The organism is Mesorhizobium sp. Cs1299R1N3 (assembly GCF_037179625.1).
GTDB classification, from domain to species: Bacteria; Pseudomonadota; Alphaproteobacteria; order Rhizobiales; family Rhizobiaceae; genus Mesorhizobium; species Mesorhizobium salmacidum.
In genome coordinates, this window is the sequence record NZ_JAPYKQ010000001.1 from 1 (window position 1) to 24390 (window position 24390).

The following is a 24390-nucleotide window of genomic DNA, read 5'->3' on the forward strand; positions in this document are numbered from 1 at the left end:
TGGCGCGCTTGTTGCGCGGCACCAGGCTGGCGGCGACGACCGAGCCGATGCCGAAGAAGGCGCCATGGCCGAAAGCGGTGAAGACGCGCGCGGCCATCAGCAGCCAGTAATTGGGCGCGATGGCGCAAAAGATATTGCCGACGACGAACAGGGTTGCAAGCCCGACCAGCACCGGCTTGCGCGGCAAATGCGCGGTGGCCATGGCGACGATCGGCGCGCCGAAGACGACGCCTAGCGCATAGCCGGTGACCAGCAGGCCGGCGGCGGGGATGGTCACGCCGAGATCGGCGGCTACTTCCGGCAGCAGGCCCATGATGACGAATTCGGTGGTGCCGATGCAGAAGGACGCAATGGCAAGCGCAAGGATCGGCAAAGGCATGGGGCGTCCAGACTGGCTCGGGGACATTCGCGGACAGCCATGCATGCATCGTTCCAAACGAGAGGTCGTGCTGAAACAAGGCGATAGCATTGATCCAGCGATGTCAGATGTCCGACATCGTCGGACATCTGACCGAATGCCGCGCGGGTCCAAACCGAAAGACGGGCCTTTCGGGCTGAGATGCCGATCCGACCAGGACCGCAGGTGCCGTCGTGCCGACCAGTTCCACACCCCTCGTCGTCTGCGACCAAGCCGCTGGGGAACCCGAACCGCGAGTTCCACGATGCTTTGCCCATTTCTCGCAGCCGTGCGGAAAAGCATTTCCTTCAAATCGCGCAAGAAAGGCGATGCGGCAGGCTGCTTGCTTCGGAGCTTGGTACCCGTCACGAGGACGAGGCTACACATCAACCGGCGCAGCGCTTGCAGGCGGCGCTCGGACGATCTGTCGAGTCGCCGGCTGGCGAACCGATGGTTCAGACAGGTTTTCGATCAATCCCTTCGGTGTGGTTGATCCAGATCAAGGCTTGTCCGTCAATGGCATGCTGTCCTCACCCGGTTCAAAGGAGAATGATATGTCTGCGCAAAGTCTTTCGGTGGCTATTGGATTTTACATTGCAATCATGGGCCTATGCTCCTTCGCAATCTCGTCATCAAGCATGCAAGCGATGGCTGTCCCTGGTCGGAACCGGCGGCAAGTCGCCACTACACTGCTTTTCAGCCGAGCCGAAAACCTGAAGCATCAAATAGGAGATGACGGCCCGTGACCAACGGCACCCTGAGCGCAGGGCCGACTTCGTTCTGATCTTGCAGCGGCCGGCCTACGACATAGGGGTGTTGTTTGAGCATTGTCTGCCAGATGGTGGGAAAATCCATGCCCTTGGCCCGCGCTGTATTGCACGCCCGGACAAGCCCCGAGACGACGTCGGCCATGTATCACCCATTTGATATTGATTTTCAAAAGAATCGCGTGAACGCGAGAGGTCGGCATTGACCTGAATCAACTTCGCCAAAAAATTCCTTTCTCTCGAGAGGCCACATGTCGAACCGTGTCATCCGAAACGCTGTCGGGAAACTCTGCCGGTTTTGTTCGCTCTGGCCTGCACCGCCGCAGAGGTGCCCCAGATGACCAGCTTTGACATTGTAGTTGTCGGGGCCGGTCCGGTTGGACTGGCGTTTGCCGCCTCGCTCGCCGCAAGTGACCTCAGGGTCGCGTTGGTCGAACGCCAATCGATAGCTGATCTGGCTCAGCCCGCCTTCGACGGACGTGAGATTGCACTCACTCAAACCTCGGTCAAAATTCTGCGAGAGCTCGGCGCATGGGATGCCATCCCCTGCTCCGAGAAGTCCCCCCTGCTGGGTGCGCGGGTTCTTAACGGATCCAATCCGTTCGCGCTGAGCTTCGATGCGCCTGCCGGAAGCGCGAACCCACTGGGGATTCTGGTCCCCAACCATTGGATTCGCAGGGCTCTGTTCGGCATTGTCCATAAACGGGAGCATCTGCGTGTGTTCGCTGGCTGCACCGTCGTCGCCGCGCAAATCAATCGCGGCGGCGCGATGGTGACCCTCTCAGATGGCCGACAGTTCCAAGCCCAGCTCCTCGTGGCGGCGGATTCACGTCTGTCTGCTCTGCGTGATCTGCTGGGCATCGCCGCCGAGGTCAATCGGCTCGGCTGCTCGATGCTCATTTGCCGCGTTCGGCACGAGATGCACCATCACGGGATCGCGACGGAATGGTTTGATGATAAGCAGACGATCGCAATGCTGCCGCTTGCGAAAGGCGTGTCGTCACTGCTTGTCACACTTTCCACAAACGAGGTTTCCCGGCTTGTCCTGATGAACGATGCTGATTTTCTCGCAGAGATGAGCCAGCGCTGTCGGGGGCGATTGGGTAAAATGTCGCTGGCCAGCAGCCGCCACGCCTATTCACTCGTTACGACTTGGGCAGACAGGTTCTGGACGCCGCGCGCCGCGCTCATCGGGGATGCGGCCGTAGGCATGCATCCGGTCACGGCGCACGGCTTCAACATCGGCCTTGGCGGCCAGCATCGCCTCGCGAATGGAATTTTGACGGCTTGGCGCAAAGGAACGGATATTGCCGATCCGACCTTGTTGCGCCGGTATGAAACCCGGCTAAGGCTGAGTGCGGCGCCGCTTTACCACGCCACCAACATGCTGGTTAGGCTTTACACCGACGAGCGCCCGCTCGCACAGGTCGCCAGGCATGTCGGCCTTCGGCTCGGCCAAAATCTGCCCTTTATCCGACGCGGGATTTCTGCCGTGCTGAGGCGCTAACTTCGGTCCTCCAGACGCTGGGCCGGCTAACCGCCGGCCGCCACGAGCGACGAATTCCGAATTTGATTTTGCACAAAGACAAGACCCTTGTGCCTTCTATCCAGGTGCAGCCTCGCCCGATTTCGCATCCATGGCCGACAAAGCGCCAGCCAGACTTGCCCAGGACATGCACTTAGATGGCCACGGAATATCTGCCAGCTCCCTTCTCAAGATATTTGTCGAATTTCGCCGCCACAGTCCTGACAAGAGGGCGGCTCTGCTGTGGCACGATAAAATTATTGCCCTCCAATTCGAGCAGCCTGCCTGAGCTGCCGATCGCGACGCGGCTTGCGTCATAGAGGAGCCTTTGGCCGACCTCGCCGAAACGCTCGACCAGCTCGAGCGCCGAAAAGGCGAAGTTGCACATCAGGTGCTCGATGACCCAGCCCCTTGCCAGATCATCAATGCGGAATTCGATGCCGCGTGCCGTGGCCAATTGGCCGGCAATCACAGCCTTCTCATACTCGCCCGTCGCAACGATATTCTGGGCGTAGCCTTGCCGGAAGCGGCTGATAGAGGATGGGCCAAGACCAATCAGGGTTTCGCAGTTGTCCTCGCTATAGCCTTGGAAATTGCGGCGCAGTTTGCCCGTGCGCGCTGCGATGGCGAGCAAATCGTCCGGCTTGGCAAAATGATCAAGCCCGATCGCCTCATAGCCGGCGCGTACGATGATCCTGGCGGCAAGCTGCGACTGTGCCAGCCGTTCGGCAGAATCGGGCAGCCAGGCTTCGTCGATCATTGTTTGATGCTTCTTGAACCACGGCACATGGGCGTAGCCGAACAGCGCAATCCTGTCGGGCTCCAGCGCCAAGGCGTGCGTGACCGTCGCGGCGACGCTTTCAAGCGTCTGGTGCGGCAGGCCGTAGAGCAGATCGAGATTGACCGATTTCACATCGCGGGCCCGGACGCCGTCGACCACGCTCTTGGTCAACCGGAAACTCTGCTCGCGATTGATGGCCGTCTGCACCTTGGGATGGAAGTCCTGCACCCCAAGACTGGCTCTCGTCATGCCGATCGCGACGAGCGCATCCAGACGGGCTTCATCGATGTCGCGGGCTTCGATCTCGATGCTGATGCCGGCATCGGGGCAAAAATCAAACCGGTCCCTTAAGGCTTTTCCGAGCGCAAGTATGTCGTTCGGTTTCAGCATGGTTGGGGAGCCGCCGCCAAAATGGACAGCACGCACGCGGCCCTTGCGGCTTATGAGACGCCCGGCCGTTTCAATCTCGATGTGCAGGGCGCGCAGGAAGGTTGCCACCGGCGCATAATGCCGCGTGTGCTTGGTGTGGCAGGCGCAAAACCAGCACAGCGCCTGGCAATAAGGTACGTGCAGATAGAGCGACAACTCGTCGTCGGTTTTGAGGTGATTTATCCAGCCTCGAAGCACATCGGCGTCGACACCAGGATGAAAGTGTGGCGCGGTCGGGTAGCTTGTGTAGCGCGGCACGTTCTCGCGCAGTATGGCGGACAATTCGGGATGCGTGCCGTTGGTTGCTGCTCCATGCATGGGGGCAACTTGCGTTCTGCAAACCGCGCCCGCCTTGATTTGAATCAAGCTTAGCGGCGGCAGGACAAACTGACGCAACACCTGACGCAGCTGCGATGCTATCTTGCCGCCACGATTACCGTTTCGGGCCGCGCCGATGACCATTCGACAGGACGTTCCAAGTTTTGCAATTCCTGTGCTTTGCCAAGCCTGCGATGCGCGGGATAGCGGATTATGCGGGGCGCTCGAGCCGGACCAATTGGTCGAGTTGGCCAAGGCATCGTCGAGACACAGCGTTCCGGCCGGAACCGAGCTGGTCGGAGACGCCGAACCGATCGACACCTATTCGAACCTGCTTTCGGGCGTTGTAAAGCTGACCAAGGTTCTTGGGGACGGCCGCCAGCAGATCGTCGGGCTTCAATTTGCGCCCGATTTTGTGGGCCGGCCGTTCAGGTCGGAAAGCGAGATCAACGCGGAGACCGCGACCGAAGTCTCACTGTGCTCGTTCCCGAAAGCTGCCATTGAGCGAATGATAAGGCAGTCGCCGGCCTTCGAACACCGCTTGCTCAAGCAGACACTGATGGAATTGGACGAGGCTCGCGAATGGATGTTGACTCTGGGCCGCAAAACGGCGTCGGAAAAGGTCGCGAGTTTTCTGTTCCTGATCGCGAGGAATATCGACCCGGCGACTGAAACCACCAGCAACGGATCGGCAACTTTCGATCTGCCGCTCACCCGCGCCGATATCGCCGACTTTCTCGGCGTGACGATCGAGACCATCAGCCGTCAGTTGACAAAGCTTCGTGCCGACGGCGTGATCCGCATCGAGAACAATCGCCATGTCGTGGTCGATAGCGTCAGCCGGCTGCAACGCTGTTCGGGCACTTGGGCGCGTTCTGAGGCTTAGGTCTCCTGGCTTTTCGTCCGATTCTGCTGCGCGATGAGCGGCAGGACGTGCTCGCGCTCGAATGCGACGTGTCGCCGTGCCGAACAAAAAAAGGCCCTCAACATAAACCCGAGGGCTTCAGGGTTGGCGACTCCACCTCCGTGGCCGATGGTCAGCAGCGTATCAGTCAAATCCTGCGCCGCGCATTCGTCCTCAATGTGCTCGGCGCGCAAGCGACGTAACGAGGCGCTCGGATCTCCCTCCGATGCGCCGCTTGCGAACGCAGGAAAGAGATGCTCTTCCTCGCGAGCATGGCTCATGCGCAGCAGCGGCACGAGCTCGTTTGCTATCAGCAGGCATTTCGAACGATCCACCGAAGGCAGCCGGTCGGCTATCGCCTCCAGTTCGTTGCACATCAGCAACTTGCGTTCCTGCAAGAGACAGACATCCCGGCATGGCCGGCTGCCATGAACGCAGCCGTCGACAAACGGCCAGGCTTTGCATCTTGCGACGATTGAGGATTTCGAGCCGGCCATCGGGGCGTCTCCGCGTGAATTCGAGACGCAGGATTGTCCGACTGACGATCGCCGCCTTTGACATAAATCAAGGCGCCAACACGCCGTTTGCGGAACTAGTGGGGAGCGGATCCGCGTTCCACCAATCGGCGTCAGGGATATGTCATGAGATTTGCCACAGAGGTCGTCGCTTTGAGTTTGTTCGCATTCGCGGCGCTGGTCGGCGCCGGCTTAGGTGTGGACGGACCTTTTCGGCAACATATGTGGGTGTTGTTCTTTGTCCTTGCCGGTTTCACGGCGTTCCTGTTGCGCAACTTCGAATTCAAGCCGGCAGCTCCCGTCGATCCGTCGGCCTATATGGATGGCCCGATCCGCTGTGGAGCCATCGCCACAGTGTTTTGGGGTGTTGTCGGCATGCTGGTTGGTGTGGCCATCGCGCTGCAGCTGGCCTACCCGGATCTCAATGTCCAGCCATGGTTCAATTTCGGACGATTGCGGCCCCTTCATACGTCGGGCGTCGTCTTCGCCTTTGGCGGAAACGCGCTTCTGTGCACGTCACTGTACGTTGTCCAACGCACCTGCCGCGCGCGGCTGTTTGGCGGCGACCTGGGCTGGTTCGTGTTCTGGGGCTATCAGCTCTTCATCGTCATGGCCGCGACCGGCTATCTGCTGGGCGTCACCGAAAGCCGCGAATATGCCGAACCCGAATGGTATGTGGACATTTGGCTGACGATTGTTTGGGTCGCGTACCTGATCCTTTTCCTCGGCACCATCCTGAAGCGCAAGGAACCGCATATCTATGTCGCCAACTGGTTCTACCTGTCCTTCATCGTCACCATCGCGATGCTGCATGTGGTCAACAATCTCTCGATGCCCGCCTCCTTTCTCGGATCGAAGAGCTATTCGGCGTTCTCCGGCGTTCAGGACGCGCTGACGCAATGGTGGTACGGGCATAACGCGGTCGGCTTCTTCCTGACCGCCGGGTTTCTCGGCATGATGTATTACTTCGTGCCGAAGCAGGCGAACCGGCCCGTCTACTCCTACCGGCTGTCGATCATCCACTTCTGGGCGTTGATCTTCCTCTACATCTGGGCTGGCCCGCATCACCTGCATTACACCGCCCTGCCCGACTGGGCGCAGACGCTTGGCATGGCGTTCTCGATCATGCTGTGGATGCCGTCCTGGGGCGGCATGATCAACGGCCTGATGACGCTGTCAGGCGCTTGGGACAAGATCCGCACTGACCCGATCATCCGCATGATGGTTGCCGCGATCGCCTTCTACGGCATGTCGACTTTCGAAGGTCCAGTCATGTCCATCAGGACGGTCAATTCGCTGTCGCACTACACGGACTGGACCATCGGCCACGTTCACTCAGGCGCCCTGGGGTGGGTTGGCATGATCTCGTTCGGCGCGATCTACTACATGGTGCCGAAGCTGTGGAATCGCGAGCGGCTTTATTCGCTGCGCCTTGTCACCTGGCACTTCTGGCTGGCGACCTTGGGCATCGGCGTCTACGCGGCGGCAATGTGGGTCTCCGGCATCATGCAAGGCTTGATGTGGCGCGAGTATGACGAACGGGGCTTCCTGGTTTACTCCTTCGCCGAGACCGTGGCCGCCATGCATCCGTACTATGTCATGCGCGCAGCGGGCGGCGCGATGTATCTCGCCGGCATGCTGATCATGGCCTGGAACGTCACCATGACTGTTCGTGGCCGCCGGCGCGAACAAGAGCCGTTGCAGGGCTCCACATCCGATTTCCAGCCTGCCGAATAAGGAGCCAGACATGGGCTTGATGGCCAAACACGCCCTCATCGAGAGAAACGCCACGCTTCTTCTTGTAGGGTCGCTGCTGGTCGTGACCGTCGGCGGCATCGTCGAGATCGCACCGCTGTTTTATCTCGACAACACGATCGAGAAGGTAGAAGGCATGCGGCCCTATTCGCCGCTGGAGCTCGCCGGCCGCAATATCTATGTGCGCGAGGGCTGCTACCTCTGCCACAGCCAGATGATCAGGCCGTTCCGCGACGAGGTCGAACGGTATGGGCACTATAGCCTGGCGGCCGAGTCGATGTACGACCATCCCTTCCAGTGGGGTTCGAAACGAACCGGTCCAGACCTGGCGCGTGTCGGCGATCGATATTCCAACGAGTGGCACACACAGCACCTGACAAACCCGCGCTCGGTCGTGCCTGAATCAATCATGCCGAGCTACGGGTTCCTGAAAGACACCCTGATCGACGTGAAAGACTTTTCAACCCATCTCGTCGCCAACGCCAATGTCGGCGTTCCCTACACGCCCGACATGATAGCCAACGCCAACGCAGATCTGAAAGCACAAGCTGATCCTTCCGCCGACACGACCGCGCTCGAGAGGCGCTATCCCAAAGCCAAGGTCGGCGACTTTGACGGCGATCCGGGACAGGTCACCGAGATGGATGCGCTGGTCGCGTATCTGCAGATGCTCGGCACTCTGGTCGACTTCAAGACCTACGACGATGCAGCCGGCTACCGCTGAGGGGAGACGCATGAGCTACAGTTTGATGCGCGAGTTCGCCGACAGCTGGGCCCTGCTTGCCATAGCGCTCTTCTTCGTCGGCTGCATTGCTTTTGCCTTGCGCCCCGGCGGCAAAACACGGGCCGATCAAGCCGCGCAGATCCCTTTCAAGGATGACTGATCATGAGCAGCGAGCATATCGACGAAGCTTCCGGCATCTCAACAACCGGTCACGAATGGGATGGAATCAGGGAGCTCAACAACCCGTTGCCGCGGTGGTGGGTGATGACCTTCTACGTCACCATCGCCTGGGCGGCCGTCTACACAATTGCTTTCCCCGCATGGCCCATGCTGTCTTCATCAACCAAGGGCGTGCTCGGCTATTCCAGCCGCAAGGGCGTCGCGAGCGAGCTGGCGACGGCGCAAGCTGCCAAAGGTAAGTATGTCGCGGCAATACAGTCCAAAACCGTTTCGGAAATTGCCGCGGACGATGCGCTGCGTGAGTTCGCCATCGCAGCCGGGGGCGCCACGTTCAAGGTCAATTGCGTGCAGTGCCATGGCTCGGGCGCTCAAGGCTCCAAAGGCTTTCCAAATCTCAACGACGACGACTGGCTGTGGGGTGGCAAGACCGAGGAGATCCAGCAGACCATCACCCACGGCATCCGCTTTGCTTCCGATCCGGACACTCGCCAGTCGGAAATGCCGGCCTTCGCAGATGTGCTTCAACCCGAGCAGATCAGCCAGGTCAGCGCGTATGTGGCAAGCCTTTCAGGGCCGGTGCGCGACAAGACCCTGATCCAGTCCGGCGCCAACGTGTTTGCAGACAATTGCGCGGCCTGTCACGGCGAAAACGCAAAGGGGACCCGGGAGCTTGGAGCTCCCGACCTGACGGACGCGATCTGGCTTTATGGCTCGGGCGAAAGCGCAATCGCCGCGCAGGTCCGCGCACCCAAGCAAGGTGTAATGCCAGCATGGGGCGCGCGGCTGGGGGAGACAAAGGTGAAGGAGCTTGCGGTCTACGTCCATTCGCTTGGCGGTGGGGAATAGGAAAGCGGCCTATTCGCCCCCACCACCGCCGAGCGACGAGGCCCGGCTGCAGCCGGGCCTCGACCCAACTTTTCGGCTCGCCGGATTGACTTGCATCAAGGCGGCGCGGTCCACCCTGCGGCAAAGCTTGTTGGACGGGAAACTGCGGACTGCTCGACTGGAGGTGCTGTGCTGGATCAAAGGCAGATAGAACGGCCCGCAGCGGAGGCTGCGAACTCCGGCAAGGTTCGGCAACCGCTCTATGCAGCGCACAAGAAGATTTTCCCGAAGCGTGCTTCGGGTCGTTTCCGCCAGTTCAAATGGCTGGTGATGGCGATCACGCTTGGCGTCTATTATTTGACGCCGTGGTTGCGATGGAACAGAGGCCCCTTCGCACCGCACCAGGCCGTCCTGCTCGATCTGGCGAACCGGCGCTTCTACCTCTTCTCCATCGAAATCTGGCCGCAGGAATTTTATTACGTTGCAGGGCTTCTGATGATGGCCGGCATCAGCCTCTTCATGCTCACGTCCACGGTCGGGCGGGCCTGGTGCGGCTACACCTGCCCGCAGACGGTCTGGGTCGACCTGTTCCTGGTCGTTGAGCGTGCGATCGAAGGCGATCGCAATGCCCGCATAAAACTTGAAGCCAGTCCCTGGAGCGCGCGCAAATTGCTTGTGCGTGCGATCAAACATGCCGTTTGGCTGGTCATCGCAGTTGCCACGGGCGGTGCCTGGATCTTCTACTTTGCCGATGCTCCGGAGCTCCTCGGCGAAGTCCTCGCGGGCACGGCAGCCCCCGTCGCCTATGTCACCATCGCCATCTTTACAGGAACCACATACCTGTTCGGCGGGCTCATGCGCGAGCAGGTCTGCACCTATATGTGCCCGTGGCCGCGCATCCAGGCCGCCCTGCTCGACGAAAATTCGCTGACCGTGACATATAACGACTGGCGCGGCGAACCCCGTTCGCGCCATGCCAAGAAAGCCATGGCCTCGGGACAGCCTGCCGGGGACTGCGTCGATTGCAATTCCTGCATGGCGGTCTGCCCCATGGGTATCGACATCCGGGACGGCCAGCAGCTGGAGTGCATCACCTGCGCGCTCTGCATCGATGCCTGCGATAGGGTGATGGACAAGCTCGGTCGGGCGCGCGGTTTGATCTCCTATGCAACGCTGGCGGACTACAACGCCAACTTGGCGCTGGCGAGCGCTGGCGGCACCAGTGCCATCCACCCGGCTCTGATCAGGAACCCGACCAACACCTTTGTCGACGGGGTCGCGCAGTCCCTACGGCGCAAGATCTTCCGGTCGCGCACCTTCATCTATCTCGGTGCGTGGTCGGCGATCGGGTTGGTTCTCATCTCTTCGCTGCTGACGCGCGAGCGGCTGGAGATGAATGTCCTTCACGACCGCAATCCGCAATTTGTAACCCTTTCGAACGGCTCGATCCGAAACGGCTACACCGTCAAATTGCTCAACATGATACCCCAGCCGCGGACAGTCGTGCTCTCCCTGGAAGGGTTGCCCAATGCGCAAATGAGCATCGTCGGCGTCGACCTGCCATCCGGCCGCTCGTTTGCCATTCCGGTTGAGCCCGACCGGCTCACAACGCTCAAGGTTTTCGTCCGCCAACCGGCGGACCAAATCTACAAACCGGTGCAAAGCTTCACGTTTCGGATTGAGGACGAGGCGAGCTCTGAATCGGCAAAGTACACCGCCAGCTTCAATGCGCCGGAGATCGCCAGATGATAGCCAATACGCAGGGTGGGCGCGAATTCACTGGCAAGCACATGCTGCTCACAGTTCTCGGTTTCTTTGGCGTTGTGATCGGCGTCAACGCGACCATGGCAACGCTCGCCAGCACCAGTTGGACCGGCTTTGTGGTGGAGAACACATATGTGGCCAGCCAGCAGTTCAATGAAAAGGCCCGCGTAGGACGGGCACAAGCGGCACTTGGCTGGCATGGCAGATTGACCATTGCGTCCGGCGAGGTTCGCTACAGCCTTGCCGATGCCAAGGGCAGGCTGGTTCCGCTGCACGGCGTTCGCATCCTGTTTCGGCACCCGGCTTACGACGCGCAGGACAAAGCCGTGACACTTGTACCTTCAGGTAGCAATCCCGATATCGCCTGGGAATTTGGCGGGCGTCATACGCCGAAGGATGGCGTCTGGATCGTCGAGATCGACGCCGATGCAGGTCTTACTTGGCCATTTCGTGATGTCCGCCGCATGATCATTTCGAAGGGCTCGCTGCGATGAGTTGCTGCGCGCCGGGCGCCGAAACGACACTAGACATGATCGACACAGCGTCCGCGCTGCCATCTAGCGACGAGATCAAACTGGCCAGCCGCAGTTTGGGCGGCGACAGGCACCAGACCGATCTGTCGGTGCCGACAGTTCACTGCGCGGCCTGCATGCAAACCGTAGAGACGGCCCTGAGGAAGCTGGAAGGCATCGAAAGCGCTCGCGTGAATCTATCCACCAAACGCGTGTCCGTGCGCTGGCATGGCGACCAGGTGCCACCGATCTTCGCTACGCTCGGGCGGCTTGGCTATGAGGCGCTTCTGTTCGACCCGGGGAGCACCAAGCAGGACAAGACCTTGTCGGAGCTGATCCGGGCGGTTGCCATTTCTGGCTTTGCCGCCGGCAACATCATGCTGCTCTCGGTCTCGGTTTGGTCCGGTGCGGAAGGAGCCACCCGCGACCTCTTCCACTGGGTTTCGGCGCTGATTGCCCTCCCGGCTCTCGCCTTCGCTGGAGGGATTTATTTCCGTTCGGCGGGAAAGGCGCTTCGCCATGGGCGGGTAAACATGGACGTGCCGATCGCTGTCGGCATTTCACTCGCCTATGGCATGAGCCTCTACGAAACGATCACCCATGGCGAGCATGCCTATTTCGACGCGTCGGTGTCGCTGCTGTTTTTCCTGTTGATCGGCCGCGCGCTGGACCATGTGATGCGCGAACGGGCACGAACCGCCGTGACTGGCCTTTCGCGGCTGGCCGGCCGCGGCGCCATCGTCCTGCGCAGCGGCAGGACCCGCGAATACCTGTCGATCGGGCAGATCGAGCCGGGCATGGAGCTGGTGATTGCCGCTGGAGAGCGTGTGCCTGTCGATGGCGACATCCTCCACGGCAGCTCGGATGTCGATTGCTCACTCGTTTCTGGCGAAAGCCGGCCGCGTGCGGTTGGCCCGGGATCGGATATCCAAGCCGGCACGCTCAATATCACTGGTCCGCTCACAATGCGCGCCACGGCGGCCGCGAAAGATTCGTTCCTGGCGCAAATGGTTCGGCTTATGGAAGCAGCCGAGGGTGGCCGTTCGCAGTACCGCAAGATTGCCGACCGCGTCTCTGCCCTCTACGCCCCAATAGTGCATCTGGCCGCGCTCCTAACCTTCCTTGGTTGGATCACAGCGTCAGGCGACTGGCATCTGGCAGGAACGACCGCAATCGCTGTGCTCATCATTACGTGCCCCTGCGCGCTCGGCCTTGCCGTACCGATCGTGCAAGTGGTCGCGGCGCGGCGTTTGTTTGAAGCCGGCGTGATGGTCAAGGATGGTTCGGCCATGGAGCGGCTGGCGGTCATCGACACAACCGTGTTCGACAAGACCGGAACGCTCACACGTGCACGGGCGCGGCTTGTCAACGCACCATCCATCGATCCGGCCATGCTCGCAATCGCAGCCGACATGGCCACCCATTCGCGCCATCCGTACTCAAGGGCGATTGCCGCTTTTTTGGGCTCATCCAGCCAGCCTAGACCAGCTTCGATCAGCGAGCAGCCTGGCTTCGGCATCGAGGCCTCCATGGAGGGAAACATTTGGCGGCTGGGCCGAGAAGGGTGGGCCGGATGGAAAGCTGCGACTGGTGGGAACGGCAAGCGTGGCAGCTGCGGTACCGTGCTTTCGCGAGACGGCGTGGTCGTCGCCGCGTTTGACTTTGAGGACTACACGCGCGCCGACGCCGGGGTCGCGGTGAAGGCATTGAAGGATGCTGGTCTGGCCGTTGAGATGCTGTCTGGGGATACGGCCAAGGCTTGCGGTGAAGTGGCCAAGTCCTTGGGGATCGGCAACTTCGTACCTTCGCTTCATCCAGCCGGCAAAGTTAAGCGCATCGAGGCGCTGACCAAGGCCGGCCACAAAGTCTTGATGGTGGGCGACGGACTGAACGATACGCCGGCGCTGGCAGCTGCGCACGTCTCGATGGCTCCGGCAAGCGCGGCCGATATCGGTCGCAATGCCGCCGATTTCGTTTTCCTGCACGAGAGCCTTCTGGCAGTGCCTTTGGCATTGGATATCTCTCGAAAGGCAGGCCGGCTGATCCGCCAGAATGTCGCCATTGCAATCGTGTACAACGTCTTTGCCGTGCCGATCGCCATGTCAGGGTACGTGACGCCGCTCATCGCGGCGATCGCGATGTCCACCTCGTCACTGACCGTGGTCGCCAACGCCATGCGGCTTCATGCTTTCAGGAAGCGTGGGGACTGAGAATGTTTTGCCCGTAAGCGCATCCTGAGAGATTTGATCCGGTCCCGATGACGATCCTTGTCTATCTCATCCCGGTTGCGCTCTCCCTCGGCGCAATTGGATTGGGCGGTTTCCTGTGGGCTTTGCGCAGCGGCCAGTACGAGGATCTGGATGGTGCGGCAGAGCGCATCCTGATCGACCGAGAAGACAAGCGGTTTGACTGAACGCGCGACATGTAGAACCGAATGTCGCGGGTTGACGCGATGGCACAGGAAGAGGATCTGTTGGGAAGGCTCGGGTTGGAATTCCCTTACGGTACCAAGCAAGCGTGCCGGTCACCCGCAGTGGGCTTTCTCCAGGGCTATCCCCGTACCCTGAATGGCTAATTGTTCGTGTTCTACCGACCTTGTGGCGCGATTGTGCTCCTCTTCAGCACACGGTCGACGTTCTCTCTTACCCGTCGGTTCCGGGTTGACGGTGTTTTTCAGGAGGGACTTTTATCGCCAACTCTTGTTCGGCTGTGGTCGCATTCTCCACCCTCAACCGTTGCGAAAGGCATAACCGTAGCCGTTGATCGCCGGCACCCCGCCCAGATGGACGTAGAGGATGGTCGAACCTTTTGGAAAGAAGCCCTTCTGAACGAGGTCAACGAGGCCTTGCATCGATTTACCCTCATAGACGGGATCTGTAATCATCCCCTCGAGTCTGGCACACAGACGGATGGATTCCTTTGTTTCCTCAGAGGGGATGCCATAACACGGGTGAGCGTATTCCTTGAGCAGCACCACGTCAGCCTCGGTGAATGCCGGGCCAAGGTCGACGAGCTTCGCAGTGCTATTGGCAATGTCTAGCACTTGCGCTCTGGTCTGTGCCGGGGTTGCGGAGGCATCGATGCCGATCACGTTGCGCTGTCGGCCGTCTTTGGCGAAGCCGACGATCATGCCGGCCTGCGTGGAGCCCGTGACCGTGCACACGATGATATAATCGAAAGCAAATCCAAGCTGCTTTTCTTGCGCGCGCACCTCATCGGCGAACCGAATGTAGCCGAGGCCGCCATATTTGTGCACGGAGGCCCCTGCCGGTATCGCGTAGGGTCTGCCGCCCCTCGCCTTGACCTCATCGAGTGCTTGTTCCCAACTGCGGCGGATGCCGATGTCAAAGCCCTGGTCAACCAGGCGCACCTCTGCTCCCATAATGCGGCTCAAGAGTATGTTACCCACCCGGTCGTATACGGCATCCTCATGAGGGACCCAGCTCTCCTGCACCAGGACGCATTTCATGCCGATCTTAGCGGCGACCGCAGCGACCATGCGTGTGTGGTTGGACTGAACGCCGCCGATGGAGACAAGCGTATCTGCATTGGAAGCGATCGCGTCAGGGATGATGTATTCAAGCTTGCGGAGCTTGTTTCCGCCGAATGCAAGACCGGAGTTGCAGTCCTCGCGTTTGGCGTAGATGTCCACCTTTCCCCCCAGATGTTGGCCCAGACGATCGAGCTTCTCAATGGGCGTCGGGCCAAAAGTGAGCGGGTGACGTTCGAACTTTTTCAGCATGATGGTCTCTCCGGCGACGTGAGTTGAGCTAGGATGCCGTTTCAATGGTGGTGTTCGGCGCGAAGTCAGCTGCTCGTTCCTGGCACTGCGAAGTCTCAGGTTCACTCCTCATCCTCAGGACAGGTCGGCCACTGGCGCCGGCGCTGCTGGCCCCGACCGGAATGCTTGGCCTTTTCTTTTGCAGCTTTCCCAAGACGGCCTGACCGCCAGATCAGAAAGAGCACGCTTGCGAAATAGCCGACCTGGGCAAGCAGCGAAGCAGCGAGCGTCTTGACGATGACCGATCGGATAGAATGCGTGAGGAGGAACAAGATAGCAGCGTTGATGGACAGCACCGCCGCCAAGGCGAGGCAAAACATTCTGAGGGGCACTGACGTTCTCCTGGTTTGTCCGTCAGGTCATGCTGCGGCGTTGTCGGCCGCAAGATGAGTCTGGCAGTTCTTCGGACAGACGCGGGCGCAGGCTCCGCAGCCGATGCAGCGGCCGGCATGGTCGACGACCATGATCATGCGGTTGAGCTCGCCATCGAAGTCGTCCTCGTCATCGCAAACGCCGAGGATTTCACCCGCGTCATCGACGCCATAAAGGTGCATGACCTCGCGCGAGCAGACCTTGAAGCAGCGGCCGCAACCAATGCAGGTCGTGCCGTCTATGGCGGTCAGATAGTCTGGCATCCATTTGGAGCCGTCGCGGGTAACGAACGGGCTGGTCATCGTGAAGTCTCCAACGCAGCGAGCTCTCTCCTTGCGGTGTCCAACTCTGCAAAGACGTCGAACGTTTTCCCGGCGACGGTCATTATCATTCGCCAGTTGAGCGGTAGGTCCTCGGTCAGGTCGTGCAAATCCATTTTCGCGGTTCCCGCGCGCGACTGCAGCTTGCGGACTTTCTTTTGTAGTTCCTCAATGTCCGACATAGTTTCCTTCCTCAGAATCGATTGCGCACTCTGCTGGCAACGCTTCGGCTTCCTGCAGCCGACCCGTTTCGGCCAGGTTCGAATTTCTTCGTGCGGCAACTGCCTCGATCTTCAGCGCGCGACAAACAGCGGCAATGGCGGCTTCTCGACGATCCATCTGGTGACGCCGCCGAAGATCCGCTCCCGCAGCCGGCGGTGGCCACAAGCGCCCATGACGATCATCTCGGCGGACGTGTCGATCGCGTGCTGCGTGAGAACCGTGGTCAGCGACTGGACGTCGCTCGGCAGCCGGTCGACAGCCACCCGAATTCCGTGCCGGGCGAAGTAGCCTGCAATGTCGGTGCCCGGCCCAGGGCCGTTTTCGGCCCCGGCTGCCTCCGGATCGAGCAATGTGACCCGAACGTCCTCTGCATCACACAGCAGAGGCAGTGCTTCCCGAACGACACGCGCGGTTTCAACGCGAGAATCCCAGCCGACCAGTATGCGGCGCGGCCGCAGAGAGGCCTTGGCGCCATGCGGCACCACAAGCACCGGCTTTCCCGACTGGACCAGGCTACCGTCAATAGCAAGAGGCCCGAGATCTTCGTCATCGAGAAGCGATGGCCCGATGACTGTCAGATCTGCATAAGGGGCCCGATGCCGCAGCAGGTGACCGACGCTGCCCTTATCGCAATAGTCGGTGTCCACGTCATAGGGAGCCCTCCCGGCTTCAAGCAGTGTACGGATTTCCCTGGACCGTTTTTCCAGCTTGGCGATATTCTCTGAAAGTGCCTCGATTTCACGAAAACGTCGTTCCAGTCTGATCACGTCTCGTGTGTGCTCAGGCCAGAGGGCAGAAACTGCGCTGATCGGCGGACGCGTGGCAAATTTGATGATTAGTATGGACAAACGAGCGCCAACCTCGGCGCACAGTCCGGCAGCGGTTCTGACGTCCTGATCGGAATGTTCAACTTCCGTGACACACAGCACGGTTTTAAAAGCCATTGAGTGCTTCTTTCTGAGGATTCTTGTGCTTGTACATGCGTCCGAAGCCGCACTATTCCCTTTCAGCAGGAGGGATATGGACGATGGCAGCGTATGCGTTTGTCTGTCTGCCGCCCTGCTCGACAGCGTAGCCGGCCAGTTCGTGGCACCGTTTGGGCCGGCGCAGCTGACAGACCTGCCGCACCCGTTAATTTCCCTCATCGCAGTTTCTGCGCGCGCAGCGGCTGCCGACCTTCTTCTGCACCCCTCCAGATTCGACATGACCTGTTTCCACCAATGCGTTGCATCATGCCCGGGCCGCGTCGGGATAGATTTCGATGGCCACGATCGCGCCATCGACCAGTTTCGTACCAGCCTCGGCAAGATTGCGTAACGTCTCGAAACCGAACCGATGGACGTCGCGCAGCGTCTTGGACAGGACCACCAATCGCCCGGCCGTGAGAAGCACGCGCCCGAAGCCCTCATGGCTGATTTTCATCATGGGCGAAGCCATCAGGCCGGCGCGCTCCTCGATCGCAAGTCCGACAGCGGCATAATAGAGATCGAGCCTCCACAGCACGTCTGGATCGGGATCGCCGATAATGGGGATTTCACGGCGCTTTTGTTTGGTGACAATGAAGTCGGCCAGCAGCTCCGGGTCTGGTTTGCCTTCCCATGAGCCGTAGGAGTCCTGCGCGCGAACCAGCCGCAGCAGACACTTCACGAAGGGCGTGGCAAGCGCCGACTCGTCCTCGTTGACGGCAGGGATGATGGCCGCGTCAGCCATGGCGCATTCTCCTCGTTTTCAATCTTCGTCCTCGAACGACGGTTTCTTTCGCGGAACGCCCGCGTCGGCCAACACCTTGCGCAGCCAGGGCGGAGGAGCCTTCCTGAGCATCTCCTGGGTTCGCGAAAGGACCTCGACGATGGATTCAGGGTGTGGGACTTTGATTGGATGAATTTTTGCGGCAACAAGCCTGGCTGCGGAAGGGCCGCCGATCGCCAGACAAAACAGGAGATGGCAGCCTTTCAATGCCGATACTTTCAGGCCGATGCGGTCATCGCCCTCGGTGCGATGCGATCCGCTCTCGTCTGAAACCTCATCGAAAGCCACTGCTTCCACCAAATTCCACTCGGCCGGCGTCACGTCATAGACGGCAAAGCGCTTGGCCGATCCGAAATGGGCGTTGAGGTCCCTCAAGTCGTGCGTGGCGATCGCCACGCGCAATGCGCCGGCTTGCCTTTCGGGCGGCATTGCGTGGGCCTCGTCATTGACGAGCGAGAGGCGACGAAGGGAGGTCATCTGGCGTTTCTCGGTTGCGGAATGGGTCAAGCGTCTCAGGCGTCGATGCATGCTGGTTGGCCTGGAAGATGTTAGCGACCGCGAAGATGAGGTCGCGCGTTCCCTGATAGAGGATGGTGAGCTTATGCTGGCTGCCGAGGCGGTCGAAGATCGGGAAGCCGACGCGCATGAGCGGAATCCCCAGGCGCTCCGCCGCCTGGCGTCCGTGGGAATGGCTGACAAGAAGCTCAGTACCGGCAGCGAGGGCTTCCAGGTCTCCGAGATCTCCGACCTGGACCGATTCCGTTGGAATTCTTTCGAGAATCTTGGACGTATCGGTCGTCGTGATGGCGGCCGCAATTTCGGCGCCCAGGCTGACGAAAAAGGTCGCCAGTTGGTAGAGCTGGTCTGGTTCGGCGGCGATCGCAATTTTTTTGCCGCTGAAATGGAAATGTCCGTCGAGCAAGGCATCCTGCAATTGGCTCCGACGACGGCGTATCTTGGCCGGCACCGCCGCGCCTGAAATCGCCGAAAGAAGCGAGACAAGCTGGTCCGCAGCCTTCAACCCGGTCAGGGAGTGAAACAGCCCGTAAGGCACTCCCGTCAGGCTCTGCAGCGCTTCCGCCGCGCAGCGCATGTGCTCGCCAATGGCGATGCAATGCGCGACAGTGCCAAGCGCGCGAATGTCCTCGACGCTGGTGCCGCCATGGGTGGTGGGGATCCAGCGGTCGGGCACTGTGCCATCGAGCGAGCCGGAGACGTCCGGCAGGATCACCGGGTGCAGGCCGAAGCTTTGCACCATCTCGCGCAAGTGCTCGACGTCGGCCACGGTGAGATTCCAGCCGGGCAGGATCGCGATCGTCTTGGAGTGCCGCATCTGCTCGCCACGCCGTGTAATGCCTTGGATCATCGCGGTGACGGCCTTGGCCCAGCCCTCTTCGATCGCGCCATCGAAATCCGGCGTGTGGGCCAGCATGACCTCCGTCCCGGCGAGTTCCTCCGCGCGGTCGCGCTTGATTTTGGCAATGTCGCCTGCCAAATCCTCGCCGCGAGTTTCTACCAGCGCCGTTGTGCAGACCCCGATCAGCTTTGGCTTGGTGCGAGTCTTGAGGTTAAGGATCGCCTCTTCGAGATGCTCGGCGCCGCCGAGGATTGTCGCCAATTCGTCCATCGCCGTCGTTTGCAGGGGGACCGCTTCCTTGAAATGCCGGACCAAGAGCACCAAGGCGAAGCTGGTACAACCTTGGCTGCCGTGGAACAGCGGAACCGCACCATCGACTCCGAGAAAGGCGAACGCGGCACCCAGCGGCTGTGACGACTTCAGCGGATTGACCGCGGCCGATTTGGTCTGAGCAAGAATGCTGGCCATTGGCTTCATCAAGCCTGGCCCACGGCTTTGGCGGTGGCGGGGGTCGGGCCGGGGCTGGTTGTGCTCGTCAGTTGATCGTTCAGGCCAGGATGGCCATCCCACGGTGCCGGGTCCCGCACCTGGCACCAGATCGGATTGCGAATGGCGAGGTCGATCTGGCGTATGAGTTCAACCATGCCGTCATAGCCAGCATAGGGATGATGACGCTCCTGGTTGATGTCGAGCCAGGGCGTCTTTGCCTTCAGCGCGACGAATTGCGTGCGCCCGCCCGACAGCATGATGTCGGCCTTGCCTTGTGACAGCATGGCGTAAAGCTCGCGCGGCGCCATCGACTCGAAGACCTGGTTCTCTTCCTTCAAGGTCTGTTTGATGCGCTCCTTGTCTTCGTCGGTCGATTTCTTGACCGAGGTTCCGACGATCTCGAGGCCGGCTTCTATCAGCGCATCAACCAGCGACCAGGACTTCACACCGCCGGTGTTGAGCAGCACGCGCTTGCCTTGGAGCCTTGGGCGGTAGGCCGCGATCTTGCTCCAGGCAATAGACTCCTCCTGCGCAATCAGCGCCTCGGTGCGGTCGACCAACTCTGGATCGGCGCCCTTGTTGACGAGCAGATCCGTGATCTTGCGAAGTGCTTGCGAGGTGGCGCTGATGCCGTAGAAGGAACCCTCGAAGAACGGGATGTCCCAGCGCTCGTCCATCTTGCGGGCGAGGTTGATGAGAGCAGTCGAGCAGACCATCATCGCCGCCCGGGCGCGGTGCGCACAGGCAATATCGAGGTAACGTGCATCGCCAGGAATGCAGGCGCGCACGCGGATGCCGAGCCGGTCCAGGAGTGGCTTTACCAGCCAGAACTCCCCAGAGAGATTGAATTCGCCGATGATATTGATATCGCACAGGCCGGCATCGTCGGGTTCAGCAGTGCCGATGACGTGATCGAGCAGTGCCTCGCCGGCGAGTTTGTTGCCGAGATTTTTGGAGCCGACGAAGCCCGGCGCATTGATGGGCACAACGGGCAAGCCTAGCTTTGCCGCCGCGTGCTTGCACACGGCGTCGATGTCATCGCCGATCAGCGCGGTCACGCAGGTTGAATAGACAAAGATTGCCGCCGGGGCATACGCTTGGCTAATCTCGCGAATGGCCTTGAAAAGCTTGCGCTCGCCCTGCCCCATCACGACGTCGAGTTCGGTGAGATCGGTCGTGAAGCTTGTGCGCCACAGGGCCGGCCCCGACGACATCGCGCCTCGGTTGTCCCAGGAATTGCCCTCGCAGGCGAGCGGCGCGTGGACCAGATGCGCGACGTCCGTGATCGGCTGCAGGGCGATCTTGGCGCCGTCGAAAGCGCAGCCTCCGGCTGCGGCTCCGGGCGTCAGCGGTTTGGAACAGCCCTGTCTGCGCGTATTGGCATCCTTGCCCTGGTTCTTCTCGCAAGCGGGCTCGCAGAAGAGATCCTGCAATTTCGCACTGGGCAAGGACATTGCACCGGTCTCCAAGGTCCGTCGGAATGGCAGCCGTGCGGCTGCCAGCTTCAGCGGGTCAGGTCGAAGGAATAATCCGTCACGCCCGTCTCGATCGTAGCTCGGTCGAGCTTGTCGAAGATCTTGTCGAGGATCGTCGTCAGCACGCGCAGGCCACCCTGATAGCCTAGCAATGGGAAGCGGTGGTGATGGTGCCGATCAAAGATCGGGAACATCAGCCGGATGAGCGGTGTGCCCGTGTCGCGCTCCAGATACTTGCCGTAAGAATTGCCGATCAGCAGGTCAACCGGTTCTGTGAAAAGCAGAGAGCGCATTGCCCATAGGTCCTTGCCCGCCCAGACCTGCGCGCCCTTGCCAAAGGACGAGGCTGCGAGCAGTCTCTTCATCTCAGCTTCCCAGGCATTGTTGCCGTTGGTAGCCAAGCAGTGGGTCGGCTCGCCGCCGGTTTCCATAACGAAGCGGGCCATGGCGTGGACAAAGTCCGGGTCACCATAGATCGCGTATTTTTTTCCGTGCAGCCAGGCCTGGCTGTCGGCCATCGCATCAACCAGGCGGCCACGCTCGAGGCGGATCGACTCCGGGATGTCCTTGCCGGATATCTCCGACAGCCTCATCAGGAGCTCGTCGGTCGCTTCCACCCCGATGGGGTAGTGGAAGGAGGCCGTTGCCTGCCCCACCTCCTGGCAATATTCCAGCGTCTTGCGGGTGTTGTAATGTTGTAGCGAGACCGTTGCCTGGGCGTTGAGCGCCGCTTTGACGTCCTCGATCTTGGTGCCGCCGTCATACATGCGAAATTCGCCATCCGACGGGGTGTCATACTGATCCGAAGCGTCCTGGATAAAGGTGTAGGACACGCCCATGACATCCAGCAGACGCTTCAGCTCGCGATTGTTGCCAACGCAGAAGCCGTCGAAACCTGGAATGATGTTTACGGTGTTGGCCACCGCGGAACGCTGCTGGCCCTTCCAGAAGTTCTCCAACACGCCCTTGACCATGGCATCATAGCCGTCGACATGGCTGCCGACGAATGCTGGCGTGTGTGCGAAAGGCACTTCGAAGTCCTGTGGGACTGAGCCTTCCTGCCTGGCATTTTCGATGAACGAATGTAGGTCGTCGCCGATCACCTCTGCCATGCAGGTGGTGGAGACCGCGATCATCTTCGGCTCGTAGAGATTGTAGGTGTTGGCAAGCCCGTCGACCATATTCTTCAGGCCGCCGAACACCGCGGCGTCCTCGGTCATGGAGGACGAGACCGCCGACGACGGCTCCTTGAAGTGGCGTGACAGGTGCGAACGGTAGTAGGCCACGCATCCCTGGCTGCCGTGGACGAACGACATCGTGCGTTCGAAGCCTGCGGCGGCGAACACCGCGCCAAGCGGCTGGCAAGCCTTGGCCGGATTCACAACAAGCGCTTCGCGAGCGAGGTTCTTGTCGCGATAGTCCCACGTTTTGGTGAATTCGCTTTGGTCTGTAACGATCTGGTCGGGATGCGGGCATTCGAAATTCAGCTTTTTTGCGGCCAACATCTGCCTGTATTCCGCCTCACGGAACAGAGGAGCATGATCGAGAACTTTTTCCGCTGACTGCGGCATTGGGTGTACCTCTTTGGATCTGGCGCGCGCCATCGGGCGGCACAGGGACGTCAAAACGTTCGGATCGCCTGCGGATCAAGAAGCGCAGGCGTTCGAGGGCTCGCTGGCGATGCGAAGCGAGGTTCTCATTCGGCTGCGATGGCCGCCGACGGCTCGGACTTTTTCTTCCAGGGCGCGTCGTAGAGGTCCCAGACCGGGTTGTTTATGGCCATGTCCATGTCGCGGGCGAAAATGGCGAAGCCGTCATACCCGTGATAGGGGCCGGAATAGTCCCAGGAGTGCATTTGACGGAATGGTATTCCCATCTTCTGCACCGGGTACTTTTCCTTGATACCGGAGCCGACGAGATCGGGGCGGATCCCCTCGATGAACTTTTCCAGTTCGTAACCGGTCACGTCGTCATAGATCAGCGTGCCCTCCCTCACGTAGTGACCAGTGCGCTGATAGTCGTCGTTGTGCCCGAATTCGTAGCCTGTGCCGACGATCTCCATGCCGAGATCTTCGTAGGCGGAGATCACGTGCCGAGGGCGCAACCCGCCGACATAGAGCATGACCGTCCTGCCCTCCAGGCGTGGCCAGTACTTGTCGATCACCGCGTCCACGAGCGGGCGGTATTTGGCGATCACATACTCGGTCCGGCCCTCGATCTCCGGCCCGAAATGCTTGGCGATGTCGCGCATCGAGGATTCGATTTGGGAAGGACCGAAGAAATTGTACTCCATCCAGGGGATGCCGTATTTTTCTTCCATATGGCGACAGATGTAGTTCATCGACCGATAGCAATGGATCAGGTTGAGCTTGGCTTTCGGCGCACGCTCGATCTCGGCGAGAGTCGCGTCACCCGACCAGTTGCCGACCACGCGCAGGCCCATCTCCTCGAGCAGGATGCGCGAGGCCCAAGCATCACCGCCGATATTGTAGTCGCCGATGACGTTGACGTCGTAAGGCCCTGCCTCGAACTCGACTTCCTTCTTCTCAAACACCCAGTCGCGGATCGCGTCATTGGCGATGTGATGGCCAAGCGACTGCGAGACCCCGCGGAATCCCTCGCAGCGCACTGGCACGATGGTCGTTTCGTGCTGCTTGGCCTTCTTGCGCGAGACCGCCTCGATGTCGTCGCCGATCAAGCCGATCGGGCATTCCGACTGGATGCTGATGCCCTTGTTCAGCGGGAAGAGCTCTTCGATCTCATCGATGATTTTTTCCAGCTTCTTATCGCCGCCGAAGACGATATCCTTCTCCTGGAAGTCGGAGGTGAACTGCATCGTGACAAAGCTATCGATGCTGGTCGTACCGACATAGTAGTTGCGGCGCTGCGACCAGGAATATTGGCCACACCCGACGGGCCCGTGCGAGATGTGGACCATGTCCTTCACCGGCCCCCACACCACGCCTTTGGAGCCGGCATAGGCGCACCCTCTGATCGTCATCACACCGGGAATGGACTTGATATTCGATTTGACGTCGCATTCGGAGAGGGCCTCGCCCACTCCGGCAACCTCTTGGCCGTTGGTGGCGACGCCCAAGTGCTTCTTGCGCCGCTTTGCCGTCTTTTCTGGATACCGCGCCAGCACGTCCTCAATGAGCTTGGTGTGCAAGGCGCCGTCATTTTGGGAGTCAAGGCTCATAAAGCTGCCCTTTTTGCGGTTCTTTGGCTG

The 24390-nt window shown here is 60.3% G+C and carries 25 protein-coding genes; 10 read left to right on the top strand and 15 right to left on the bottom strand.

Translation table 11 applies throughout. From position 1 onward, the window contains the following. A partial coding sequence (locus tag O7B34_RS00005; protein ID WP_337144436.1) for an MFS transporter occupies positions 1-379 on the bottom strand: 379 nt, incomplete at its 3' end. 714 nt (positions 380-1093) lie between these two features. Next, positions 1094-1309: a hypothetical protein gene (locus O7B34_RS00010; protein WP_337144437.1), complete on the bottom strand. Its 216-nt coding sequence runs from the start codon at positions 1307-1309 to the stop codon at positions 1094-1096. A 192-nt stretch (positions 1310-1501) separates the two neighbouring features. Between O7B34_RS00010 and ubiM the strand changes: the two genes are divergently transcribed. Continuing rightward, on the top strand, positions 1502-2671 hold the full coding sequence (gene ubiM, locus O7B34_RS00015; RefSeq protein ID WP_337144438.1) for a 5-demethoxyubiquinol-8 5-hydroxylase UbiM: 1170 nt from the start codon (positions 1502-1504) through the stop codon (positions 2669-2671). A 172-nt stretch (positions 2672-2843) separates the two neighbouring features. Here ubiM and hemN read toward each other — a convergent pair whose 3' ends face one another. Beyond that, positions 2844-4217 carry an oxygen-independent coproporphyrinogen III oxidase gene (gene hemN, locus O7B34_RS00020; RefSeq protein ID WP_337145148.1) on the bottom strand — a complete coding sequence of 458 codons (1374 nt, stop codon included), beginning with the start codon at positions 4215-4217 and terminating at the stop codon, positions 2844-2846. A 136-nt stretch (positions 4218-4353) separates the two neighbouring features. On the opposite strand from hemN, the gene O7B34_RS00025 reads away from it, so the two are divergent. Then, positions 4354-5103 carry a Crp/Fnr family transcriptional regulator gene (locus O7B34_RS00025; RefSeq protein WP_337144439.1) on the top strand — a complete coding sequence of 250 codons (750 nt, stop codon included), beginning with the start codon at positions 4354-4356 and terminating at the stop codon, positions 5101-5103. Here O7B34_RS00025 and O7B34_RS00030 read toward each other — a convergent pair. Next, positions 5100-5618 carry a hemerythrin domain-containing protein gene (locus O7B34_RS00030; RefSeq protein ID WP_337142609.1) on the bottom strand — a complete coding sequence of 173 codons (519 nt, stop codon included), beginning with the start codon at positions 5616-5618 and terminating at the stop codon, positions 5100-5102. The two genes, O7B34_RS00025 and O7B34_RS00030, sit on opposite strands and share 4 nt — an antisense overlap. A 144-nt stretch (positions 5619-5762) precedes the next feature. On the opposite strand from O7B34_RS00030, the gene ccoN reads away from it, so the two are divergent. The 8 genes from ccoN (at position 5763) to ccoS (ending at position 13809) form a co-directional block, all read left to right on the top strand. After that, entirely contained in the window at positions 5763-7373 is a 1611-nt protein-coding gene (gene ccoN, locus O7B34_RS00035) for a cytochrome-c oxidase, cbb3-type subunit I (RefSeq protein ID WP_337128348.1), read from the top strand. A 10-nt stretch (positions 7374-7383) separates the two neighbouring features. Then, positions 7384-8115 carry a cytochrome-c oxidase, cbb3-type subunit II gene (gene ccoO / locus O7B34_RS00040; RefSeq protein ID WP_337144440.1) on the top strand — a complete coding sequence of 244 codons (732 nt, stop codon included), beginning with the start codon at positions 7384-7386 and terminating at the stop codon, positions 8113-8115. Positions 8116-8125: 10 nt separating this feature from the next. After that, positions 8126-8275, top strand: a complete 150-nt coding sequence (locus O7B34_RS00045; protein ID WP_337144441.1) for a cbb3-type cytochrome c oxidase subunit 3 — start codon at positions 8126-8128, stop codon at positions 8273-8275. A gap of 2 nt (positions 8276-8277) precedes the next feature. Beyond that, a complete protein-coding gene (gene ccoP, locus O7B34_RS00050) occupies positions 8278-9141 on the top strand; it encodes a cytochrome-c oxidase, cbb3-type subunit III (RefSeq protein ID WP_337144442.1) in 864 nt (287 codons plus the stop codon). Between the two features lie 168 nt (positions 9142-9309). Next, positions 9310-10869 carry a cytochrome c oxidase accessory protein CcoG gene (gene ccoG / locus O7B34_RS00055; RefSeq protein ID WP_337145149.1) on the top strand — a complete coding sequence of 520 codons (1560 nt, stop codon included), beginning with the start codon at positions 9310-9312 and terminating at the stop codon, positions 10867-10869. After that, positions 10866-11378 (top strand): FixH family protein, encoded by a 513-nt coding sequence (locus O7B34_RS00060; protein WP_337144443.1) that lies wholly within the window; start codon positions 10866-10868, stop codon positions 11376-11378. Before ccoG ends, O7B34_RS00060 begins: the two co-directional genes overlap by 4 nt. Beyond that, positions 11375-13606, top strand: coding sequence for a cation-translocating P-type ATPase (locus tag O7B34_RS00065; RefSeq protein ID WP_337144444.1), 2232 nt, complete (start codon positions 11375-11377; stop codon positions 13604-13606). The genes O7B34_RS00060 and O7B34_RS00065 overlap by 4 nt, the downstream gene beginning before the upstream one ends. Positions 13607-13653: 47 nt before the next feature. Next, complete coding sequence (gene ccoS, locus O7B34_RS00070; RefSeq protein WP_337144445.1) at positions 13654-13809, top strand: cbb3-type cytochrome oxidase assembly protein CcoS; 156 nt, start codon at positions 13654-13656, stop codon at positions 13807-13809. 315 nt (positions 13810-14124) lie between these two features. Here the strand turns inward: ccoS and O7B34_RS00075 are convergent, their stop codons facing one another. The 11 genes from O7B34_RS00075 to nifD form a co-directional block, all read right to left on the bottom strand. Then, positions 14125-15138: a 1-aminocyclopropane-1-carboxylate deaminase gene (locus O7B34_RS00075; RefSeq protein WP_337142614.1), complete on the bottom strand. Its 1014-nt coding sequence runs from the start codon at positions 15136-15138 to the stop codon at positions 14125-14127. Positions 15139-15239: 101 nt separating this feature from the next. Continuing rightward, complete coding sequence (locus tag O7B34_RS00080; RefSeq protein ID WP_337145150.1) at positions 15240-15473, bottom strand: exopolysaccharide production repressor protein; 234 nt, start codon at positions 15471-15473, stop codon at positions 15240-15242. A gap of 63 nt (positions 15474-15536) precedes the next feature. Beyond that, entirely contained in the window at positions 15537-15851 is a 315-nt protein-coding gene (gene fdxB, locus O7B34_RS00085; protein WP_337128356.1) for a ferredoxin III, nif-specific, read from the bottom strand. Beyond that, entirely contained in the window at positions 15848-16051 is a 204-nt protein-coding gene (locus tag O7B34_RS00090) for a CCE_0567 family metalloprotein (protein ID WP_337144446.1), read from the bottom strand. The genes fdxB and O7B34_RS00090 overlap by 4 nt, the downstream gene beginning before the upstream one ends. Positions 16052-16162: 111 nt before the next feature. Beyond that, positions 16163-17035, bottom strand: coding sequence for a universal stress protein (locus tag O7B34_RS00095; RefSeq protein WP_337144447.1), 873 nt, complete (start codon positions 17033-17035; stop codon positions 16163-16165). A 286-nt stretch (positions 17036-17321) separates the two neighbouring features. Beyond that, complete coding sequence (locus O7B34_RS00100) at positions 17322-17801, bottom strand: NifX-associated nitrogen fixation protein (protein WP_337144448.1); 480 nt, start codon at positions 17799-17801, stop codon at positions 17322-17324. Between the two features lie 18 nt (positions 17802-17819). Beyond that, positions 17820-18317 carry a nitrogen fixation protein NifX gene (gene nifX, locus O7B34_RS00105; protein WP_337128360.1) on the bottom strand — a complete coding sequence of 166 codons (498 nt, stop codon included), beginning with the start codon at positions 18315-18317 and terminating at the stop codon, positions 17820-17822. Further along, positions 18283-19665 (bottom strand): nitrogenase iron-molybdenum cofactor biosynthesis protein NifN, encoded by a 1383-nt coding sequence (gene nifN / locus O7B34_RS00110; protein WP_337144449.1) that lies wholly within the window; start codon positions 19663-19665, stop codon positions 18283-18285. Before nifN ends, nifX begins: the two co-directional genes overlap by 35 nt. 8 nt (positions 19666-19673) lie before the next feature. Beyond that, complete coding sequence (nifE, locus tag O7B34_RS00115; RefSeq protein ID WP_337144450.1) at positions 19674-21140, bottom strand: nitrogenase iron-molybdenum cofactor biosynthesis protein NifE; 1467 nt, start codon at positions 21138-21140, stop codon at positions 19674-19676. Between the two features lie 50 nt (positions 21141-21190). After that, positions 21191-22732, bottom strand: coding sequence for a nitrogenase molybdenum-iron protein subunit beta (gene nifK, locus O7B34_RS00120; protein WP_337145151.1), 1542 nt, complete (start codon positions 22730-22732; stop codon positions 21191-21193). A gap of 125 nt (positions 22733-22857) precedes the next feature. Next, positions 22858-24360 carry a nitrogenase molybdenum-iron protein alpha chain gene (nifD, locus tag O7B34_RS00125; protein ID WP_337144451.1) on the bottom strand — a complete coding sequence of 501 codons (1503 nt, stop codon included), beginning with the start codon at positions 24358-24360 and terminating at the stop codon, positions 22858-22860. Positions 24361-24390 lie beyond the last annotated feature (30 nt).

Bases quoted from the DNA above. Each gene is read 5' to 3' on its own strand.
- ccoS (WP_337144445.1), top strand. From the start codon at position 13,654: ATGACGATCCTTGTCTATCTCATCCCGGTTGCGCTCTCCCTCGGCGCA.
- O7B34_RS00065 (WP_337144444.1), top strand. From the start codon at position 11,375: ATGAGTTGCTGCGCGCCGGGCGCCGAAACGACACTAGACATGATCGAC.
- O7B34_RS00030 (WP_337142609.1), bottom strand. From the start codon at position 5,618: ATGGCCGGCTCGAAATCCTCAATCGTCGCAAGATGCAAAGCCTGGCCG.
- O7B34_RS00075 (WP_337142614.1), bottom strand. From the start codon at position 15,138: ATGCTGAAAAAGTTCGAACGTCACCCGCTCACTTTTGGCCCGACGCCC.
- ccoO (WP_337144440.1), top strand. From the start codon at position 7,384: ATGGGCTTGATGGCCAAACACGCCCTCATCGAGAGAAACGCCACGCTT.
- hemN (WP_337145148.1), bottom strand. From the start codon at position 4,217: ATGCATGGAGCAGCAACCAACGGCACGCATCCCGAATTGTCCGCCATA.
- O7B34_RS00010 (WP_337144437.1), bottom strand. From the start codon at position 1,309: ATGGCCGACGTCGTCTCGGGGCTTGTCCGGGCGTGCAATACAGCGCGG.
- O7B34_RS00045 (WP_337144441.1), top strand. From the start codon at position 8,126: ATGAGCTACAGTTTGATGCGCGAGTTCGCCGACAGCTGGGCCCTGCTT.
- fdxB (WP_337128356.1), bottom strand. From the start codon at position 15,851: ATGACCAGCCCGTTCGTTACCCGCGACGGCTCCAAATGGATGCCAGAC.
- nifD (WP_337144451.1), bottom strand. From the start codon at position 24,360: ATGAGCCTTGACTCCCAAAATGACGGCGCCTTGCACACCAAGCTCATT.
- nifX (WP_337128360.1), bottom strand. From the start codon at position 18,317: ATGACCTCCCTTCGTCGCCTCTCGCTCGTCAATGACGAGGCCCACGCA.
- O7B34_RS00025 (WP_337144439.1), top strand. From the start codon at position 4,354: ATGACCATTCGACAGGACGTTCCAAGTTTTGCAATTCCTGTGCTTTGC.
- ubiM (WP_337144438.1), top strand. From the start codon at position 1,502: ATGACCAGCTTTGACATTGTAGTTGTCGGGGCCGGTCCGGTTGGACTG.
- O7B34_RS00095 (WP_337144447.1), bottom strand. From the start codon at position 17,035: ATGGCTTTTAAAACCGTGCTGTGTGTCACGGAAGTTGAACATTCCGAT.
- O7B34_RS00100 (WP_337144448.1), bottom strand. From the start codon at position 17,801: ATGGCTGACGCGGCCATCATCCCTGCCGTCAACGAGGACGAGTCGGCG.
- ccoN (WP_337128348.1), top strand. From the start codon at position 5,763: ATGAGATTTGCCACAGAGGTCGTCGCTTTGAGTTTGTTCGCATTCGCG.
- nifN (WP_337144449.1), bottom strand. From the start codon at position 19,665: ATGGCCAGCATTCTTGCTCAGACCAAATCGGCCGCGGTCAATCCGCTG.
- nifK (WP_337145151.1), bottom strand. From the start codon at position 22,732: ATGCCGCAGTCAGCGGAAAAAGTTCTCGATCATGCTCCTCTGTTCCGT.
- nifE (WP_337144450.1), bottom strand. From the start codon at position 21,140: ATGTCCTTGCCCAGTGCGAAATTGCAGGATCTCTTCTGCGAGCCCGCT.
- ccoP (WP_337144442.1), top strand. From the start codon at position 8,278: ATGAGCAGCGAGCATATCGACGAAGCTTCCGGCATCTCAACAACCGGT.
- O7B34_RS00090 (WP_337144446.1), bottom strand. From the start codon at position 16,051: ATGTCGGACATTGAGGAACTACAAAAGAAAGTCCGCAAGCTGCAGTCG.
- O7B34_RS00060 (WP_337144443.1), top strand. From the start codon at position 10,866: ATGATAGCCAATACGCAGGGTGGGCGCGAATTCACTGGCAAGCACATG.